General features: G+C 59.1%; 17 protein-coding genes. 11 read left to right on the forward strand and 6 right to left on the reverse strand.

Going from position 1 to position 17,915, the window contains the following annotated elements; all coding sequences use genetic code 11:
- Positions 1 to 16: 16 nt before the first annotated feature.
- The 3 genes from mtaB to FGF54_RS12660 form a co-directional block, all read right to left on the reverse strand.
- The gene (gene mtaB / locus FGF54_RS12650) at positions 17 to 1,291 is read right to left on the reverse strand and encodes a tRNA (N(6)-L-threonylcarbamoyladenosine(37)-C(2))-methylthiotransferase MtaB (protein WP_142779850.1); all 1,275 of its coding nucleotides are present in this window, start codon (positions 1,289 to 1,291) and stop codon (positions 17 to 19) included.
- On the reverse strand, positions 1,288 to 2,193 hold the full coding sequence (gene dapF / locus FGF54_RS12655) for a diaminopimelate epimerase (protein ID WP_142779851.1): 906 nt from the start codon (positions 2,191 to 2,193) through the stop codon (positions 1,288 to 1,290). Before dapF ends, mtaB begins: the two co-directional genes overlap by 4 nt.
- A 121-nt stretch (positions 2,194 to 2,314) precedes the next feature.
- Positions 2,315 to 3,385 (reverse strand): MBL fold metallo-hydrolase, encoded by a 1,071-nt coding sequence (locus FGF54_RS12660; protein ID WP_142779852.1) that lies wholly within the window; start codon positions 3,383 to 3,385, stop codon positions 2,315 to 2,317.
- 326 nt (positions 3,386 to 3,711) lie between these two features.
- Here FGF54_RS12660 and ffh point away from each other — a divergent pair, with 326 nt between their 5' ends.
- The 5 genes from ffh (at position 3,712) to trmD (ending at position 7,410) form a co-directional block, all read left to right on the forward strand.
- Positions 3,712 to 5,280 (forward strand): signal recognition particle protein, encoded by a 1,569-nt coding sequence (gene ffh, locus FGF54_RS12670; protein WP_142779853.1) that lies wholly within the window; start codon positions 3,712 to 3,714, stop codon positions 5,278 to 5,280.
- An 11-nt stretch (positions 5,281 to 5,291) separates the two neighbouring features.
- Positions 5,292 to 5,609 carry a chorismate mutase gene (locus tag FGF54_RS12675; protein WP_003492497.1) on the forward strand — a complete coding sequence of 106 codons (318 nt, stop codon included), beginning with the start codon at positions 5,292 to 5,294 and terminating at the stop codon, positions 5,607 to 5,609.
- A gap of 33 nt (positions 5,610 to 5,642) precedes the next feature.
- Positions 5,643 to 6,020 carry a 30S ribosomal protein S16 gene (gene rpsP / locus FGF54_RS12680; protein ID WP_003520510.1) on the forward strand — a complete coding sequence of 126 codons (378 nt, stop codon included), beginning with the start codon at positions 5,643 to 5,645 and terminating at the stop codon, positions 6,018 to 6,020.
- A gap of 120 nt (positions 6,021 to 6,140) precedes the next feature.
- The gene (gene rimM, locus FGF54_RS12685) at positions 6,141 to 6,707 is read left to right on the forward strand and encodes a ribosome maturation factor RimM (protein WP_020809492.1); all 567 of its coding nucleotides are present in this window, start codon (positions 6,141 to 6,143) and stop codon (positions 6,705 to 6,707) included.
- A gap of 4 nt (positions 6,708 to 6,711) precedes the next feature.
- On the forward strand, positions 6,712 to 7,410 hold the full coding sequence (trmD, locus tag FGF54_RS12690; protein ID WP_059759851.1) for a tRNA (guanosine(37)-N1)-methyltransferase TrmD: 699 nt from the start codon (positions 6,712 to 6,714) through the stop codon (positions 7,408 to 7,410).
- On the opposite strand, the gene FGF54_RS12695 is transcribed toward trmD, so the two are convergent.
- On the reverse strand, positions 7,392 to 8,138 hold the full coding sequence (locus FGF54_RS12695; protein WP_142779854.1) for a sulfite exporter TauE/SafE family protein: 747 nt from the start codon (positions 8,136 to 8,138) through the stop codon (positions 7,392 to 7,394). The genes trmD and FGF54_RS12695 overlap by 19 nt on opposite strands.
- Positions 8,139 to 8,403: 265 nt before the next feature.
- Between FGF54_RS12695 and rplS the strand changes: the two genes are divergently transcribed.
- The 4 genes from rplS to FGF54_RS12715 all read left to right on the forward strand — a co-directional run bounded on the left by rplS (position 8,404) and on the right by FGF54_RS12715 (position 13,417).
- The gene (rplS, locus tag FGF54_RS12700) at positions 8,404 to 8,943 is read left to right on the forward strand and encodes a 50S ribosomal protein L19 (protein ID WP_059759847.1); all 540 of its coding nucleotides are present in this window, start codon (positions 8,404 to 8,406) and stop codon (positions 8,941 to 8,943) included.
- 290 nt (positions 8,944 to 9,233) lie between these two features.
- Positions 9,234 to 10,967, forward strand: coding sequence for a type I secretion system permease/ATPase (locus FGF54_RS12705; protein WP_142779855.1), 1,734 nt, complete (start codon positions 9,234 to 9,236; stop codon positions 10,965 to 10,967).
- The gene (locus FGF54_RS12710; RefSeq protein ID WP_142779856.1) at positions 10,960 to 12,273 is read left to right on the forward strand and encodes an HlyD family type I secretion periplasmic adaptor subunit; all 1,314 of its coding nucleotides are present in this window, start codon (positions 10,960 to 10,962) and stop codon (positions 12,271 to 12,273) included. Before FGF54_RS12705 ends, FGF54_RS12710 begins: the two co-directional genes overlap by 8 nt.
- Before the next feature lie 181 nt (positions 12,274 to 12,454).
- Positions 12,455 to 13,417, forward strand: a complete 963-nt coding sequence (locus FGF54_RS12715) for a rhizobiocin (protein ID WP_142779857.1) — start codon at positions 12,455 to 12,457, stop codon at positions 13,415 to 13,417.
- 121 nt (positions 13,418 to 13,538) lie between these two features.
- Here the strand turns inward: FGF54_RS12715 and FGF54_RS12720 are convergent, their stop codons facing one another.
- Entirely contained in the window at positions 13,539 to 14,816 is a 1,278-nt protein-coding gene (locus FGF54_RS12720; protein WP_142779858.1) for an MFS transporter, read from the reverse strand.
- Between the two features lie 425 nt (positions 14,817 to 15,241).
- Here FGF54_RS12720 and leuC point away from each other — a divergent pair, with 425 nt between their 5' ends.
- Positions 15,242 to 16,651 carry a 3-isopropylmalate dehydratase large subunit gene (gene leuC / locus FGF54_RS12730; protein ID WP_003520336.1) on the forward strand — a complete coding sequence of 470 codons (1,410 nt, stop codon included), beginning with the start codon at positions 15,242 to 15,244 and terminating at the stop codon, positions 16,649 to 16,651.
- A 61-nt stretch (positions 16,652 to 16,712) separates the two neighbouring features.
- On the opposite strand, the gene FGF54_RS12735 is transcribed toward leuC, so the two are convergent.
- Complete coding sequence (locus FGF54_RS12735) at positions 16,713 to 17,219, reverse strand: DinB family protein (protein ID WP_142779859.1); 507 nt, start codon at positions 17,217 to 17,219, stop codon at positions 16,713 to 16,715.
- Positions 17,220 to 17,316: 97 nt separating this feature from the next.
- Between FGF54_RS12735 and FGF54_RS12740 the strand changes: the two genes are divergently transcribed.
- Positions 17,317 to 17,913 (forward strand): TetR/AcrR family transcriptional regulator, encoded by a 597-nt coding sequence (locus tag FGF54_RS12740; protein WP_142780238.1) that lies wholly within the window; start codon positions 17,317 to 17,319, stop codon positions 17,911 to 17,913.
- The last annotated feature ends 2 nt before the right edge of the window (positions 17,914 to 17,915 follow it).

Here is a 17,915-nt window from a genome sequence, read left to right on the forward strand (position 1 = left end):
TTTCTCTTTGGTCGCCTCAGGCCGCGTCCGCCGCCAGAAGCTTCATGTTCAGATGTTTGCCGTTGTGGCCGGTAATCGCAACCTGCGCAAGAGTGCGCGGGGCAAGATGCGGCGCCTCCACCAGCGTGAAATTGTCGGTATGCGCAAAACCGTTGTTTTCAACGAGGATCGTCTGCACCGAACCGACCATATTCTGCAGATGCGCAAGCTTCAGCGCCTCGCCGCGCTCACGGAGCCTTGCCGCCCGCTCCTTCACCAAAGCCCGGTCAAGCTGCGGCATGCGCGCCGCCGGTGTGCCCGCGCGCGGGCTATAGGGAAACACATGCAGGCTGGAAATGCCGCATTCTTCCGCAAGCGTCGCGGCGTTTTCGAACATCTCTTCCGTCTCGGTCGGAAAACCGGCGATCATATCCGCACCGAAAGCGATATCCGGCCGCAGCGACCGCACCTCGTGACAGAAGCGAATGGCATCTGCCCGCAAATGGCGGCGTTTCATGCGTTTCAGGATCATGTCGTCGCCATGCTGGAGGGACAGGTGCAGATGCGGCATGAAACGCGGCTCATCGGCAATAAGATCCATCAGATGGTGGTCGGCCTCGATACTGTCGATGGAGGAAAGCCGCAGCCGCAGGATGTCCGGCACCTGCTTGAGCAACGTCTTCGCAAGGTAACCGAGGGAAGGCTCGCCCGGGAGGTCCGCGCCATAGCTCGTCGCGTCCACCCCCGTCAGAACGATCTCGCAATAGCCGCTTTCCGTCAGCCTGCGCGCCTGATCCACCACGGCACCCATCGGCACGGAGCGGGAATTGCCGCGCCCATAGGGAATGATGCAGAAGGTGCAGCGATGATCGCAGCCGTTCTGCACCTGAATGAAGGCGCGCACATGCCCGTCTATGTGCTTCACCATCTGCGGCGCGGTCGCCTTGATGCTCATGATGTCGTTGACGCGCAACTTTTCTTCCGCCGAAACGCCGAAATCCGGCAGCGCGCGATAGGAGGCGCTTTTCAGCTTCTCCTCATTGCCCAGCACGGCATCCACTTCCGGCATTTCGGCAAAGGTCTGTTTTTCCGTCTGCGCGGCACAGCCGGTGACGATGATACGGGCATGCGGATTGTCCCGCCGCGCCCGACGGATGGCCTGGCGCGCCTGACGTACGGCCTCGCCCGTCACCGCGCAGGTATTGACCAGCACGGCATTGTTGAGCCCGGCCTTCTCGGCCTCCGCCCGCATCACTTCCGATTCATAGGTGTTGAGACGGCAGCCGAAGGTTATGACCTCGACGCCGCTCATACGGCCCCCTGCTGCTCGGCCGCAACATCCCGCGACCATGCGCCGGTGACGGGATCGACGGAACCCGACCATTCCCATTCGGCAGGGCCGGTCATGATGACGTGGTTGTCCTCGCGCCAGTCGATGGTCAGCGGCACACGGATGGGGCTGGAGGCGACATCGATGGCAACCTTCCTGCCGGTGCGGCCCGTGCGCGCTGCAGAAACCGCTGAAGCGCAGGCGGCCGAACCGCAGGCGAGCGTCAGCCCCGCGCCGCGTTCCCAGGTGCGGGTGCGCAGCGCGCTGTCGGAAATCACCTGCGCCAGCGTGATATTGGCCTTTTCCGGGAACATGGGGTGATTTTCGAGCAGCGGCCCAAAACGTTCGAGATCGAACTCCATCGGATCGCGATCCACCCAGAAAATCGCATGCGGATTGCCCATGGACATGGCGGCCGGCGAATGCAGGATCGGTGCGTCGATCGGCCCGATCTGCAATTCGATGCGGCTCGTATCGTGGAACTCTTCCGAAAGCGGAATGTCGCTCCAGCGGAAATGCGGCAAACCCATATCGACCGATATCATGCCGTCTTCATGCTCGACGGCATTCAGGATGCCTGCCACCGTCTGGAAGGTGAAGCTGGTCTTGCCGGTTTCGGAAGACAGAGCCTGCACCACACAGCGCGTGCCGTTGCCGCAGGCCTGCGCCTTGGTGCCATCGCAATTGAGGATGTCGATAAATGCATCCGTGCCACTGACACGCGGATCGTGAATGGCCATGATCTGGTCGAACTGTGTCGCAGGATCGGCGTTCAGCGCAATCGCCGCCTCCGGCGTGACCATATCTTTACGGCCGCGCATGTCGATAACGAGGATCTTGTTGCCAAGCCCGTTCATCTTCGCAAATTCGACCGTATCCGCCATTGCCCTAAACCTGAAAACTGTCTGAAAATCGGATTGCATAGGGAATTTCCCCGCACTTTCGCCCTATATGGCGGAAAGGACAGCAAATTACCAGACTGTTGCGGCGCAAACGCGGCAGTGATCAGGCGGAAGGTACGTCGAAAACCTCACCGGGGCGCATCGGCCGAAAACGGCTCTCATCCACCCCCTGCTCCTTGAGTGCCGCCTTGAGCGCCACGAGCGGGGCGTCCACCGCCTCATCGGTTAGCTGTACGGTGCCCCAGTGGTGGCCGCAGACATGCGCCGCACCACAAAGCTTCATGCCCTCCACGGCTTCCGCCGGATTCTGGTGCTGACCTTTCATGAACCAGCGCGGCTCGTAAGCGCCGAAAGGCAGGTTGGCGAGGCGGAAATCGCCGTGCTTCTTGCGCGCGGCGTGGTAGTTGAGGCCTTCGTGGAAGCCGGTATCACCGATATGGTAGATTTTGCCGCCGGGCGTTTCGATGACGAAGGCTGCCCATAATGCCATGCGCCGGTCGTTCAGACCGCGGGCTGACCAATGGTGGCAAGGCTCGAAGTGGATTTTAACCGGCCCCGTCTCCACCACATCGCCCCAGTCGCCCACCTTGATGCGGGCTGCCTCGACCCCGGTACGGATGATGGCGTCATTGCCGAGCGGCGTGATGAAAAGCGGCTTGTGCGCCACATGCAGGCGCTTCAGCGTCTCCATATCCAGATGGTCGTAGTGATTATGCGTCACGAGTACCAGATCGATGGGCGGCAGATCCTCGAAACGGATGCCGGGCGGATTGACCCGCTTGGGACCGGCGAAGCTGAACGGGCTGGTGCGCTGCGACCACACCGGATCGATGAGAATATTCAGCCCCGCCGTCTGGATAAGGAAGGAGGCATGGCCGACGAGAGTGACGCGCATGTCCCTGCCTTCGATCCGGGCTTCCGGTTTTGCGAAGGGAAAGGGGCTCGGATAGCTTTCCGGCCATGTGGCGCGCTCGCCATTGAGGCGCCATTTCATAAGGCCCATGAAATTGCCGGGCGGCGAACCGCCGGGATTGAAGAAGCGCACCCCGTCGAAATGATCGGAGATCGGGCCGCTATAATAGGCGCTCGCGTTCGAACGGCGGGCATAGAGGCCCCCACCCGCCAGAGCGAGCAGACCAAGAGCGGAAAAACGAAAGAAGTTTCGACGTTTCATGACAAAGGTATAGGGAGCGAAAGGGGCCCGTTCAAGCGCCGCCAATGGCAGCCTGCGGCCAATCACGCAAAGATGAAATACGGGCCTTTTCGGCCACAAACCCGCGCCGCCTTGACTTTTCCCGCACTTTCCTGTTTATCCCGCCCATCAGCTGGCAGTTTCACGACTCCAAGCCGCCGACCGGGACCCGCAAAGGTATAAAGAGATCCCGGAGGTCAACACCCGACAGCGCGATGCGCCCTCGGGTGCTTTTTGGCTTTGCGTCTTGTTTTTGCCAGCGAAAGCACCGACGTTTCGGAGACCCCGGAACGAAGAAGGAAGAAACGATGTTTGAAAACCTCCAGGACCGCCTTGGTTCCATTCTGAATGGACTGACCGGCCGTGGCGCGCTGACGGAAGCCGATGTTGCTGCCGCGCTGCGCGAGGTTCGCCGTGCGCTTTTGGAAGCGGACGTTGCACTGGAAGTCGTGCGTTCCTTCACCGACAGGGTGCGTGAAAAGGCTGTCGGCGCAGCCGTCCTGAAGTCGATCAAGCCCGGCCAGATGGTCGTCAAGATCGTACATGACGAGCTTGTCGAGATGCTCGGCACCGAAGGCGTCTCCATCGATCTCAACGCCCCTGCCCCCGTCGTCATCATGATGGTGGGTCTGCAGGGTTCGGGCAAGACGACGACCACCGGCAAGATCGCCAAGCGCCTGACCGACCGCGATAAGAAGAAGGTGCTGATGGCATCTCTCGACACGCGCCGTCCCGCCGCGCAGGAACAGCTTCGCCAGCTCGGTGTCCAGACAAGCATCGACACGCTGCCGATCATCGCCGGCCAGTCGCCGACCGATATCGCCGCGCGTGCCGTACAGGCAGCAAAACTCGGCGGCCATGACGTCGTCATTCTCGATACCGCCGGCCGTACCCATATCGACGAACCCTTGATGCTGGAAATGGCCGACATCAAGAAGAAGTCCAACCCGCATGAAATCCTGCTGGTCGCGGATTCGCTGACCGGTCAGGACGCCGTTAATCTCGCGCGCAACTTCGATGAGCGCGTCGGCATCACCGGCCTCGTGCTGACCCGTATGGACGGCGACGGACGCGGTGGTGCGGCCCTCTCCATGCGCGCCGTCACCGGCAAGCCGATCAAGCTGATCGGTATCGGCGAGCGCATGAACGAACTCGACGAGTTCCATCCGCGCCGTATCGCCGACCGTATTCTAGGCATGGGCGACATCGTCTCGCTGGTCGAAAAGGCCGCAGAAAATATCGATGCGGAAAAAGCCCGCGCCATGGCCGAGAAGATGGCCAAGGGCAAGTTCGACCTCAACGATCTCTCCGACCAGCTTGCCCAGATGAAGAAGATGGGCGGCATGGGCGGCATCATGGGGCTGATGCCCGGCATGGCCGGCATGAAGGACAAGATGGCTTCGGCCGGTCTGAACGACAAGATGTTCGACCGCCAGATCGCCATTATCTCTTCCATGACCAAGGCCGAGCGCGCCAACCCGGACATTCTGAAGCACAGCCGCAAGAAGCGCATCGCCGCCGGTTCCGGCACGGATGCCGCTGAAATCAACAAGCTTCTGAAGATGCACCGCGGCATGGCCGACATGATGAAGGCCATGGGCGGCAAGGGCAAAGGCGGCATCATGAAGCAGATGATGGGCGGCCTTGCCGGCAAGATGGGCCTCGGTGGCCTTGGCGGCGGCATGCCTGATCTGTCGAACATCGATCCGAAGCAGCTCGAGGCGCTCCAGAAGCAGGCGGAAGCCGCCGGTCTCGGCAAGCCGGGCACCATGCCCGGTCTTGGCGGTCTGCCGGGCGGATTGCCGGGTCTGGGTGGCGCCAAGCTGCCCGGTCTTGGCGGCATGCCGGGCCTGCCCGGCTTTCCGAAAAAGAAGTGAGGGGGACACCAGTGAACAATGCAGAGGTGAAAGCCCAGCTTTCCGAATACCGCCAGTCGATCGACAATATCGATGCCGCACTGGTTCACATTCTTGCCGAACGTTTCCGCTGTACCAAGGCGGTGGGCGTGCTGAAGGCAAAGTACAATTTGCCGCCGGCCGACCCGGCGCGCGAGGAATACCAGATCGAACGCCTCCGCCGCCTGGCGAAGGACGCCAATCTGGACCCGGATTTCGCCGAGAAGTTCTTGAACTTCATCATCAAGGAAGTCATCCGGCATCATGAAGCAATCGCCGCCGAACATGGCGGCACCGAAAAGACCGCCTGAACGGCGGACAAGCCATCCTAAGGAGTAAATAACATGGCACTGAAAATTCGTCTCGCACGCGGTGGTTCCAAGAAGCGCCCGTACTACCAGATCGTCGTTGCTGACGCCCGTTCGCCCCGCGACGGCCGTTTCCTCGAGAAGGTCGGTTCCTGGAACCCGATGCTCGGCAAGGACAACCCGCAGCGCGTTGAGCTGAAGGCTGACCTCATCAAGGAATGGATCGCCAAGGGCGCACAGCCGACCGACCGCGTTCTGCGCTTCCTCGCAGAAGCCGGCCTTGCCGAGCGCGCCGCTCGCAGCAACCCGGAAAAGGCAAAGCCGGGCAAGCGCGCTCTCGAGCGTATCGCTGAAAAGAAGCAGAAGGCTGAAGATGCAGCCGCTGCTGCTGCGGAAGCCTCTGCTGCAGAATAATCTGCACGGAAACTTTTGAAGAACGGGTGGCGTGGTTTTCCATGCTGCCCGTTTTTTGTTTATTTTGGCGTCAACAAACCTTAAAGCTGACGCAACCAACACCAGAAGACGGACGGCCCGATGGCAAAGCTGGAAAACCCGGTACTCATGGCAAAGATCGGCGGCGCGCAGGGCCTGCGCGGCGAAGTCCGTGTCAGCACCTATACGGCCGATCCGATGGCGCTCGGCGACTATGGCAACCTTGTTACCGCCGATGGCCGTGTTTTCGAAATTCTGGAAGTGCGCGAGGGCAAGAACGTCGTCGTGGTTCGTTTCAGAGGCATCAACGACCGCAATGCGGCGGAAAGCCTGAATGGGCTGGAACTGTTCATCGAGCGCGACAATCTGCCTGACGACGAGCTTGACGATGACGAGTTTTATTATGCCGACCTCGAAGGGCTGGAAGCCGTCGATGCCGATGGCAAAAGTTATGGCGCCGTCAGCGCCGTCTATGATTTCGGCGCTGGTGATCTGCTGGAACTGAAAGGCGCAGGCCGTCGCCCTGCCCTCATTCCCTTTTCGGAAGCGGCCGTGCTGGAAATCGACCTCGAAGCCGGTCGCATTCTCATCGATCCGATGGCCGCCGGACTGATCGACAATCCCGACGACAAGGACGAAACCGGCGTATCGCCGTTCGGCAAGAAATAAAGTCATGACCTTCAAGGCTACCGTTCTGACGCTCTACCCGGAAATGTTTCCGGGGCATCTCGGATATTCGCTGGCGGGCAAGGCGCTGGAGCGGGGGCAATGGTCGCTGGACGCCGTACAGATTCGCGAATTCGCCACCGACAAACACAGAAGCGTCGATGACACACCGGCAGGTGGTGGCGCCGGTATGGTGCTGAAACCCGACGTTCTGGCGGCGGCCATCGACCATGTTTCGGATGGCGACACACGGCCGCGGCTGCTGATGAGCCCGCGCGGCAAGCCGCTGTCGCAAAACCGTGTGCGTGAACTGGCGGCCGGAGAAGGCGCGATTATCGTCTGCGGCCGTTTCGAAGGCGTCGACCAGCGTGTGATCGAGGCGCGCGGGCTGGAGGAAGTGTCGATCGGCGATTACATCCTCTCCGGCGGCGAGCCGGCGGCGCTGACGCTTCTTGATGCCGTCGTCCGTATCCTGCCGGGCGTCATGGGCAACGATCTTTCCGGTGTGCATGAGAGCTTCGAAGGCGGACTGCTGGAACATCCGCACTATACCCGCCCGCAGGTCTGGGAAGGCCGCGACATCCCAGCCGTTCTCACCTCCGGCAACCACGCCGTCATCGACAGGTGGCGTCATGAACAGGCGTTGAAGCTGACGCAGGAAAGACGTCCGGACCTTCTGGTAAAGGCTCAGGCCGAAACGAAATAATAGGCCGTCAGCACCAGCCCGACGGCGATCACCAGCCAGCGGATGATCCACTGCGGCACCCGCCGTGCCGTATGCACGCCCGCATAGCCGCCAAGTGCGGCCGCAGGGAACATGATGAGCGCCGCCCACCAGGAAACGACGCCACCGCTGACGAAGATCGTGATTGCAATGACGGCAATCACGACTGACAAGAGGTTCTTCAGCGCGTTCAGATGATGGTAGCTGCCGCCCGAGGTTATTCCGAGAATGGCCAGCATCATGATGCCCATGCCGGCACCGAAAAACCCGCCATAGACGGAAGCGAGCCCCTGAAAGACGAGGCTCGGCAAATTGCCGGGCGAACGTTCGGCGCTCGCCTTCGGCCGCAGCCACGGGCCGGCAGCGAAAACGGCGGTGGCAGCCAGAAGCAGCCATGGTACGAGCTGGCGGAAGGAGGGATTGTCGAGCGACAAAAGCAGAAGCGCTCCGGCCAGCCCGCCGACGACTGAAACGCCCGACAGAAGGATCGCCTCGCGCCAATGGGCGCGGATTTCCGGCCCATAGGCGATCACGGAGGTGATGTAGCCCGGAAACTGCACGATGGCTGACGTGGCGTTGGCGACGATGGGCGGCAGACCGGCCAACGTCATCGCCCCGAAGGTCAGGAAGGTGCCGCCACCGGCAATCGCATTGACGACACCCGACAGAAAGCCGGTGGCGAACAGCATGATAATAATGAATATGGACATGGCCCCTCCCAAGGTTCCCATGCCATATCCGCCAGCGCGCCGCTTCGCAACTGCCGGAACGCGACGCGTAATTGATAAAATATTGTCATGAAAGGGATGACAAACGGCGCATCCTCGTGTATGTGCCCGCGTGGAAATGGGAAATATCCCAACCGAAAGCAAAGAATGGCGAACCCGCTCCTGCCGCAAGGCATGGTCTGAAGGCATTGACCGACAGACGAACCGTTGAGCGCTCTGGCTGTTTCAGAAGAAATCAGAGGTTAACATGACCAACATCATTCAGCAGCTGGAAGCCGAACAGGCCGCCAAGATCGAAGCAAAGCGCACCCTGCCCGAGTTCTCTCCGGGCGACACCCTGCGCGTCAACGTGCGCGTTACCGAAGGTAACCGTACCCGCGTACAGGCTTACGAAGGCGTTTGCATCGCCCGTTCCGGCGGCGGTCTTTCCGAAAGCTTCACCGTTCGCAAGATTTCCTACGGCGAAGGCGTCGAGCGCGTATTCCCGATCTACTCCCCGCTGGTCGAAGGCGTTGAAGTCGTTCGCCGCGGTAAGGTTCGCCGCGCGAAGCTCTACTACCTGCGCGACCGTCGCGGCAAGGCTGCCCGTATCGTTGAGAACACCGGTACGCGCGCCCGCAAGCTGAACGAGTCCGAGCGTCAGGCGCTTGCCGACGAAAAGGCACGTCTGGAAGCCGAAAAGGTAGCAGCAGCACAGGCTCTCGCCGCCGAGAAGGCAGCAGCCGAAGCCGCAGAAGCCAAGGCAGCGGAAGAAGCAGCAAAGGCTGCGGAAGCCACAGCGGAATAAGATTTCCATTTCGATGGATTGATTAAAAGGCGGTCTTCGGGCCGCCTTTTTTGTTGCGCCGATATAACGTAGCAAGGCACGCATGCGGCTTGAAAACCGCGTTTGGCGAGCATTGGCTGGCCAGAGAATACCGAAACTCTTTCAGTCATTTCCTTTGCGGAAAGATGCGGCGGATTTCGACCGGCAACAAATGCCTGCCTGATTTCTTGCTCGAGTGTTTTAGCCCATCCTCGAACAGCATTGCCTAATTGCATTTATTGTGCGATTTTCTTGCCGTTTCAGGTGTTATTATGTTTTTATTTAATTCTTTTTTAACAAAAAATAAGTCCGCTTTTTTCGCCGTTGGTCTCGCCAGCGCGTTGATGAACATTCTTAATCTTTCCGGCTCGCTTTTCATGCTGGAAGTTTACGACCGCATTCTACCAAGCAAGAGCATTCCATCCCTTGTGGCGCTGGTCGTTCTCCTGATCGTTCTCTACGCGTTCCTTATGGGGTTCGACGCGCTGCGAGGCCGTATATTGGCGCGTATTTCGGACAATATGGACGACGCGCTCAATCAGAAGCTTTTCAGGGCGTCGATCAGTGCGCCGCTCCTTGCCTCGGGAAAGGTCGATGGGCTGCAGATCGTCGGCGATCTCGATCAGATCCGTCAGTTCCTCTCAGGACCGGGCCCGGCGGCCTTTTTCGACATTCCCTGGCTGCCCATCTATCTGTTGATCTGTTTTGCCCTGCATCCGTGGATCGGGTTCGCTGTGCTCGGCGGAGCCGTAGTTCTCATCGTGCTGACGCTCCTCACGAACTGGCTGACCGAAAGGGCGACAAAGCAGGCTTATACTGCGCGAGGGCAGAGAAACGTCCTCGTCGGCAGCAGCCAGCGCAACATCGAATCCATCAAGACAATGGGCATGATGGGGGCGGTGACATCCATGTGGGACGAATTGCACTCCAGATATCGCGCCGTCACCCTGTCGACCTCCGATACGGCCGGCATGCTCGGCGCCATGTCGCGAACCTTCCGCCTGTTGCTGCAATCCGGCGTCATGGCCATCGGCGCCGTGCTTGTCATCGACGGCAATGCATCGGCGGGCAGCATCATCGCGGGCTCGATCCTCTCCGCAAAGGCGCTCGGCCCTGTCGAGCATGCGATTGCAAACTGGCGCAGCTTCATGACCGCAAGACAGGGCTGGAAACGCGTCAACGAGTTCCTGGAACTGGTGCCCGAACCGTCGCCGCCGCTCTCCCTGCCCCGCCCGCAATATACCGTCGCCGTTGACCGGGTAACCGGTGGGCCACCCAATGGCGTGCGCGATACGGTCGCCGATATTTCCTTCACGCTGAACGCAGGCGATGGCCTCGGCATCATCGGTCCAAGCGCCTCGGGCAAATCCACGCTGGCACGCTTGATGACCGGCATCTGGCCCTATGAACGCGGTTCCGTCCGTTTCGATGGGGCCGCGCTCAACCAGTGGGATTTCGAGTTTCTCGGTAAATCCATCGGCTACATGCCCCAGCAGGTGGAGCTGATGCCGGGGACCGTGGCGCAGAATATCGCGCGCTTCGACCGCGATGCGACAGCGGAAGCGGTTGTCGCCGCAGCCAAGGCCGCGCAGGTGCATGAGCTGATCCTCAACCTGCCCAACGGTTACGATACCTATATTGGCGACCGTGGCGAGGCCTTGTCGGGCGGGCAGAAACAGCGCATCGGCCTTGCCCGCGCACTGTTTGGCGAACCCTTCTTCGTTCTTCTCGATGAGCCGAACTCCAATCTGGACAGCGAAGGCGAAGCGGCCCTGCGCAATGCCATTGGCGACATCAGGGCGCGTGGCGGCATTGTCGTCGTTATTGCCCATCGCCCCAGCGCTATCGAAAGCGTCAATCTGGTGATGGTGATGAGCAACGGCCGAATGCTGCGCTTTGGCACCAAGGAGGAGGTGCTCGCGCAAATCCTGCGGCAGAACATCCGCCAGGTGCCTGAGGAGGAAGAAACGCGCAAGATTGAAAACCGGGTGAGCGAAAATGGTTGAGGCGGAAAAACCCGGCATGACGAATGCCTCCATTCTCAGGCACTCGACCGCAGTGATCGTTCTCGCCCTTGGCCTACTGGTCGGATTGGGCGGCTGGGCGGCTTTTGCAAAGCTTGCCGGCGCGGTGGTGGCCACCGGCCGGGTTGTCGTTGAAGGCAACTCCAAGAAAATCCAGCATCTTTCCGGTGGCATCGTCAGCGAGATCAATGTTGCCGAAGGCGACAGGGTCGAGGCCGGTCAGGTCCTGTTGCGGCTGAGCGCTACCGTCGTGCAGGCCAACCTCTCCATCGTCGAAAATACGCTTGCGCAGCTTTATTCGCGTCGGGCTCGTCTGCGTGCGGAAATTGCCGAGGCGTCGTCTTTCACCGTGCAGGAAGATCTGGCGGCCCTGACGAGTTCGAAGGCGGCCAAGACCTTTATCGACAGCGAACAGAACCTTTTCAACAGCCGTCGCAACGCCTTGATCGGCATGAAAAAGCAGCTGGGAACACGCAAGGATCAGCTCGACGACGAGGCACGTGGCCTCGAGGTGCAGGTGGAGGCAACGGACAATGAGCTTGCCATTGTAAAGGAAGATGTTTCCAAGACGGACGAGCTCTTCAAAAAAGGGCTTGTCACGCTTCAGCGTCTCAATCTCCTCAAGCGCCAGCTTTCCAATCTCGAAGGTCAGCAGGGCCAATATATCGCCGCCCGGGCACAGACGGTGGGCAAGTTGAGCGAATTGGACCTGCAATTGCTTCAGCTCGATGAAGACCGCAAATCGGAAGTCACGAAAGATCTGACATCGATCGAAGCAACCGTCGCGGAATATGAAGAGCGGCTGGCGGCAACGCGCGACCAGCTGGATCGCCTCGACATCCGCTCGCCGATTGCCGGTCGCATCTACCAGCTCTCGGTGCACAATATAAACGGCGTCATTCAACCGGGTGAAGTTCTGATGCTGGTGGTGCCGGAGCAGGACGAGCTTGCCATCGAGGCCAATATAACCCCACGGGACATCGATCAGATTTACGTCGGCCAGCCGGTCACCATTCGTTTCACGGCATTCAATCAAAGCACGACGCCGGATTTGAGCGCGCAAGTTGCTGTCGTCGCCCCCGATCTGCAGACGGATTCCCGAACTGGCACACCTTATTACGCGCTACGCATCAAACCCGACAAGGCCGGAATGGGTCATCTGCCCGGCGGGAAATTATATCCCGGCATGCCGGCCGAAGTATTCATACAAACCAGCGAAAGGAGTGTTCTTTCTTATTTTGTGAAGCCGTTCCAGGACAGGCTCAAAAAGACCTTCGTGCAGGAATAAACAGTTTCCATTGCATAATTTTGCGAAAGGAATTTCCGCAACACGTTAAAGACGCACTTTATTCAAAAAAACAATTTCTTATATTGTATTATCATTTTTTACGTATTAAATATCACCCGCAATATTTATTATAAATTTAATTTCAATTCATCGATTTCTCAAAAATTTATGGGAGTGTAAAATGGCGTTAAAAGTAACTTTTGGTAATGGTGGCGCTGCTTCGGTCTCTTCGCTCACCAATCTGATCGATCAGGAAGCTTATAAGCTCCTCACCGAATCCACCGCACAGGTCAAAAACGGTTCTTCGCTCGACTCCGGCGTGGTCAATGTCGGCGCGGTGTCGGTTCCCGGCACCGGCGCGGGCGGCACGGTCGATGTTGGCTATGACCCCAGCTCGAACGGCTTCAAATTTGACGTGTCGTCGGCATGGAATTCGGTAAAGAACGCTCTCGCCCAGTCCGACACTTCTGAAAACCTTATCTTCAAGGATTTCGTTCAGGTCGACGTTCATCTCGGCGGCACCGGTTCGTCCACCGTGGAAGTTCTCAATGCCAAGCGTGGCAACATCTCGACCGGTGCAGGCAACGACACGGTCACTGTCTCTGTCGTTTCGAATGAAAAGACCTGGGTAAACAATTTCAACATCGACACCGGCGCGGGCAACGACACGATCATCGTCAAGGCCGGCGCTGCATTCAATGATGCGTCTGCGGCTGGCACGGGTGGCCTTGCCGCCAATACCGGCGCTGTGAACGGCGGCGCTGGCATCACCGACGGCAGCTTCACCTCTGTCAAGATCGACGCCGGTGCAGGTAACGACTCTATCGACCTGAGCCGTGTGAACCTCGCTTCATCGCTCGTCACCGGCGGCAAGGGCATCGACCACATCATCGCAAGCGGTGGCGCCGACACCTTTGTCTTCAATCTCGGCGACATGGCCAAGAGCTCCGCCACCGACAGCATCCAAGGCTTCAACGCCTCCATGGACAAGCTGAAACTGGTTGGTACGACCATCGACAACTGGGCGGTGAGGATCGACGATAGCGATACCATCCTCACCTACAACGTCACTGGCGAGCACAAGGGCGAAAAGATCGTTGTCGCCGGTGTTCACCTGACCGGTAGCGACTGGTTCACCGCGTAATTCTCTCGAAGAGAATTCATTATTTGCCGCTTAAAATGATCGTGGCCCGGAAACATCCGGGCCACGATTTTTTACATATGCGACCACTGGCACTCATGGCAGCCGTCGAAATCTTCCAAAGTCAGGCAGGCTTGACCTGATTGCCCATTCTACGCGTTGCGACGATGACCAGCACGCCAGCAAGCGCCAGGCAGAAAGCAAGGAAGAACATCGGCGCAATGGTGCTGCCGGTCTGATCCTTGATCCAGGGCACCACGTTCTGCGCCACGAAGCCACCCAGATTACCGACGGAATTGATTGCGGCGATGCCGGCGGCCGCCCCTGCTCCCTTGAGGAAGCGGCCGGGCAGGCTCCAGAACACCGGCTGGCCGGCAAAGATGCCTGCGGCGGCGATGCAAAGGAAGGCGAACTGCAAGACCGGATCGCTCAGCAATGCCGACATCAACAGGCAAAAGGCGCCGATGAAGGCAGGACCGACAATATAGGGCGTCTTGTTCTTTGCCTTGTCGGCGGCCAGGGGCACAACGAACAGGGCGATGGCCACGATCACCCAGGGGATGATGTTGATGAAGCCATTGGCGGTGTTGGAAACGCCGAAGCTCTTCACGATGGTCGGAAGCCAGTAGCTGAGACCATAGGCCGCCAGCGGAAAGCCGACATAGCAGAGCGCCATGAACAGAACGCGCGGATTGACCAGCGCCTTGAAGCCGTCCTCCGCATGCTCTTCCATGCCCTTGTTTTCTTCGGCCAGCCGGTTCTTCAACCAGTTTTTCTCATCCTGCGTCAGAAACTTCGCCTTTTCCGGGGTGTCGTCGAGATAAAAGAAGGTGACGATGCCGGCGATGACGGCCGGGATACCCGTGGCGAGGAATACCCATTCCCATCCGGCATAACCGAGGAAACCATCCAGATCGAGCAGCATGCCGCCGAGCGGCGCGCCGATGGCATTGGCAAGCGCGCTGAAAATCATGAACAGGCCGATCATGCGGCCGCGATAATCGCGCGGGAACCAGAGCGTCATCAGGAAGAGCACGCCGGGGAAGAAACCCGCTTCGCAAAGCCCGAGCAGGAAGCGCAGGATGTAAAACATCGTGGCGTTCTGCGTATAGGCAAGCGCGATGGTGACGGCACCCCAGGAAACCAGAATGCGGGCGAACCATTTGCTGGCGCCGAAACGGTTGAGGAAAAGGTTGCTCGGCACTTCGAAGATGAAGTAACCGATGAAGAACAGCGAAGCGCCAAGACCGTAGGCATATTCACTGAGGCTCAGCGCATCGACCATCTGCAGCTTGGCATAGCTGACATTCTGGCGGTCGATATAGGCGATGAGATAGAGAAGGCCAAGAAACGGCATCAGCCGCCAGGTGATCTTCGAGATAAGGGCTTTTTCGGATATCATATGCTTTTCCCTCCCTTCGATTTCTCGTCGAAACGCAAATGATAAGGGAACCCATCTATATGTGCATCGCAAAATACGCAAGTTGCATTGCATCATAACCATTGGAGAACGCCAGCAGGACAGGGCCGTTACGGGCCTTCAGCCGTGATGCAGTGCATATAGAAAATGCCAAGCCGTCGCGTTCCGGGCTATGCGCATTCATATTGCCGTAAAACCGGCGATCTGCTATGAAGGCTGCCATGGGATCTAAATTCGGATGTCTCGCGCAGAATGTTTATGTGCTGCAGGACCACAAGCGTCTGCCGGCACGGTTCTTTGCGCGCGTTTCCGGGGCGCTCACCAGCCGACTTAGGCTCGCCTGACAGCACCGCTGTCCACGCCTTTCTGAACCCTGATTACCCTTTTCCATGACAAGGCATAGAGCCATGAGCGCACCCCGCACCTTATATGACAAGATCTGGGACGACCACGTCGTCAATCGTGACCCGGACGGAACCTGTCTTCTCTACATCGACCGTCACCTCGTCCATGAGGTGACGAGCCCGCAGGCCTTCGAAGGCCTGCGCATGGCCGGTCGCCCTGTGCACTCACCTGCCCGCACGCTGGCCGTCGTCGACCATAACGTTCCGACCACGGCCGACCGGCTGGAAGGCATCAAGAACGAGGAAAGCCGCATTCAGGTGGAAGCGCTTGCGCAGAACGCCAAGGATTTCGGCGTCGAATATTATTCCGAGCGCGACAAGCGCCAGGGCATCGTTCACATCGTCGGCCCCGAACAGGGCTTCACCCTGCCGGGCATGACGATCGTGTGCGGTGACAGCCACACCTCGACCCACGGCGCCTTTGGCGCACTGGCGCATGGCATCGGCACCTCGGAAGTGGAGCACGTTCTGGCGACCCAGACGCTGATCCAGAAGAAAGCCAAGAACATGCTGGTGCGTGTCGACGGCAAAATTCCCGATGGCGTTACCGCCAAGGATATCATCCTCGCCATTATCGGCGAGATCGGCACGGCTGGCGGCACCGGCCACGTCATCGAATTTGCCGGCGAGGCGATCCGTTCGCTCTCCATGGAAGGCCGCATGACGGTCTGCAACATGACCATTGAGGGCGGCGCCCGTGCGGGTCTTATCGCACCTGACGAAACCACCTTCGATTACATCAAGGACAAGCCTCGCTCGCCGAAGGGCGAAACGCTGGAGCAGGCCATCGCCTATTGGAAAACGCTGAAATCCGACGAAGGCGCCCATTACGACAAGGTCGTGGTGCTGGATGCGGCCAACCTGCCGCCCATCGTCTCCTGGGGTTCGTCTCCGGAAGACGTGACCTCCGTTGAAGGTATCGTTCCCAATCCCGATGATATCGAGGAAGAAAACAAGCGCGCCTCCAAGTGGCGTGCGCTTGACTACATGGGCCTGAAGCCCGGCACGCGCATCACCGATATCGCCATCGACCGTGTCTTCATCGGCTCCTGCACCAACGGCCGCATCGAGGATTTGCGCGCGGCGGCGAAGATCGTTGACGGCCGTAAAGTCGCTCCCACCGTTTCGGCCATGATCGTGCCCGGCTCCGGTCTCGTGAAGGAACAGGCGGAAAAGGAAGGTCTGGACAAGATTTTCCTCGAAGCCGGTTTCGAATGGCGCGAGCCAGGCTGCTCCATGTGCCTTGCCATGAATGACGACCGCCTGAAACCCGGCGAACGCTGCGCCTCCACCTCGAACCGCAATTTCGAGGGCCGTCAGGGCTATAAGAGCCGCACCCACCTCGTCTCCCCCGCCATGGCGGCGGCGGCGGCGATCGCCGGTCATTTCGTCGACGTACGTGAGTGGCAATAAGCTCCTGAGGCCATCGTTTCAGAAAAGCCACCCGTCCCCCGCAGGGGGCGGGTGGTTTTTATTATAGCCCCTGCAAACGCCGCTGCGGCTGCGTGCCGTGCAGAAACACGGCAAAAGTATCCCAGGGCGGCGTGATGGAGAGCTGGCTCAGAATACGCGCGACCTCGCCTCTGTGAATGCCCGCATGCAGGACCATATGTGAGATCATCTCAGCGCGGGACATGTAACCCTTGTCCCCATCCGTGAAGGTGAAGGCGACGAATTCGCCAAGCGATGCCGGCGATGTTTTCTCGAGATAATCGAGATACCAGCCATCGAGAGCGGCGACATCCTTCGCAAGATCATCCAGCTGCGGCGTTGCCTCGGTATTATCCGAGAGAAAGCCATGTGCCGTTCCGGTGAGGTGACCCGAAAAAATCCTCGCGACGACGTAATAGTGATTGATCAGCCGGATTGCCGTGTGCCGTTCGGATGCATTTTGGACGGGATCGAGGTGTTTCAGCTTCTCGAACAAGTCCCTGTTCGCCCATTGGTGATAGCCGAGCAGGCTCCCGAGCAGATCCCTCATCACAATATCCTTTACATCTGAAAAATGTGAGCACTATGTTTATATTTTCGCCATGGAGGGTGTCTTGTCTACTCGCATTGCAAAGCGGAAGACCGAGATGCGCAAGGAGCCGCGTCAGGAGCGTTCCCGCGCCACGGTCGATGCCGTCATTCACGCGGCGGCTCGCATTTTGAGCGATCATGGCTGGGCGGGTTTTACCACGAACAGGGTTGCCGAAACGGCCGGCGTCAGCATTGGCTCGCTCTATCAATATTTCCCGGACAAGATTTCAATTGTGGAGGCGGTGCGCCATCGTCACCTCGAGGACTGTCTCTCCGTCATGAAGAGCGTCTCGCAAAAGCGGCAATCGCTTGCGAAATTCGTGGAAGAGCTCGTGACCGGCATGATCGGGGTCCACAGCATCCATCCCGGTCTTCACAAGGTCCTTCTGGACGATGCGCCCAGCCACGAAGGGACGAACGATCCCAACAGCGTTTTCGAACAGGAATATCTCGGTCTCTACGCTGCAGCGATCGCGGCACATATGACGGCCGGCACAAAGGGCGAAAGCAGAACCGCGGCGCTGATCGTGTCCGATGCCATTGACGGCATCATTCACAATGCCGCCCGCCGCGGAGAATTGCAGTCGCCCAAAATCAGACGGGAAATGATTGCACTCGTTCACGCCTACCTGTCTCAGGCAACCGGTGAATGACA

This window comes from Agrobacterium sp. T29, assembly GCF_006970545.1.
GTDB classification, from domain to species: Bacteria; Pseudomonadota; Alphaproteobacteria; order Rhizobiales; family Rhizobiaceae; genus Agrobacterium; species Agrobacterium leguminum.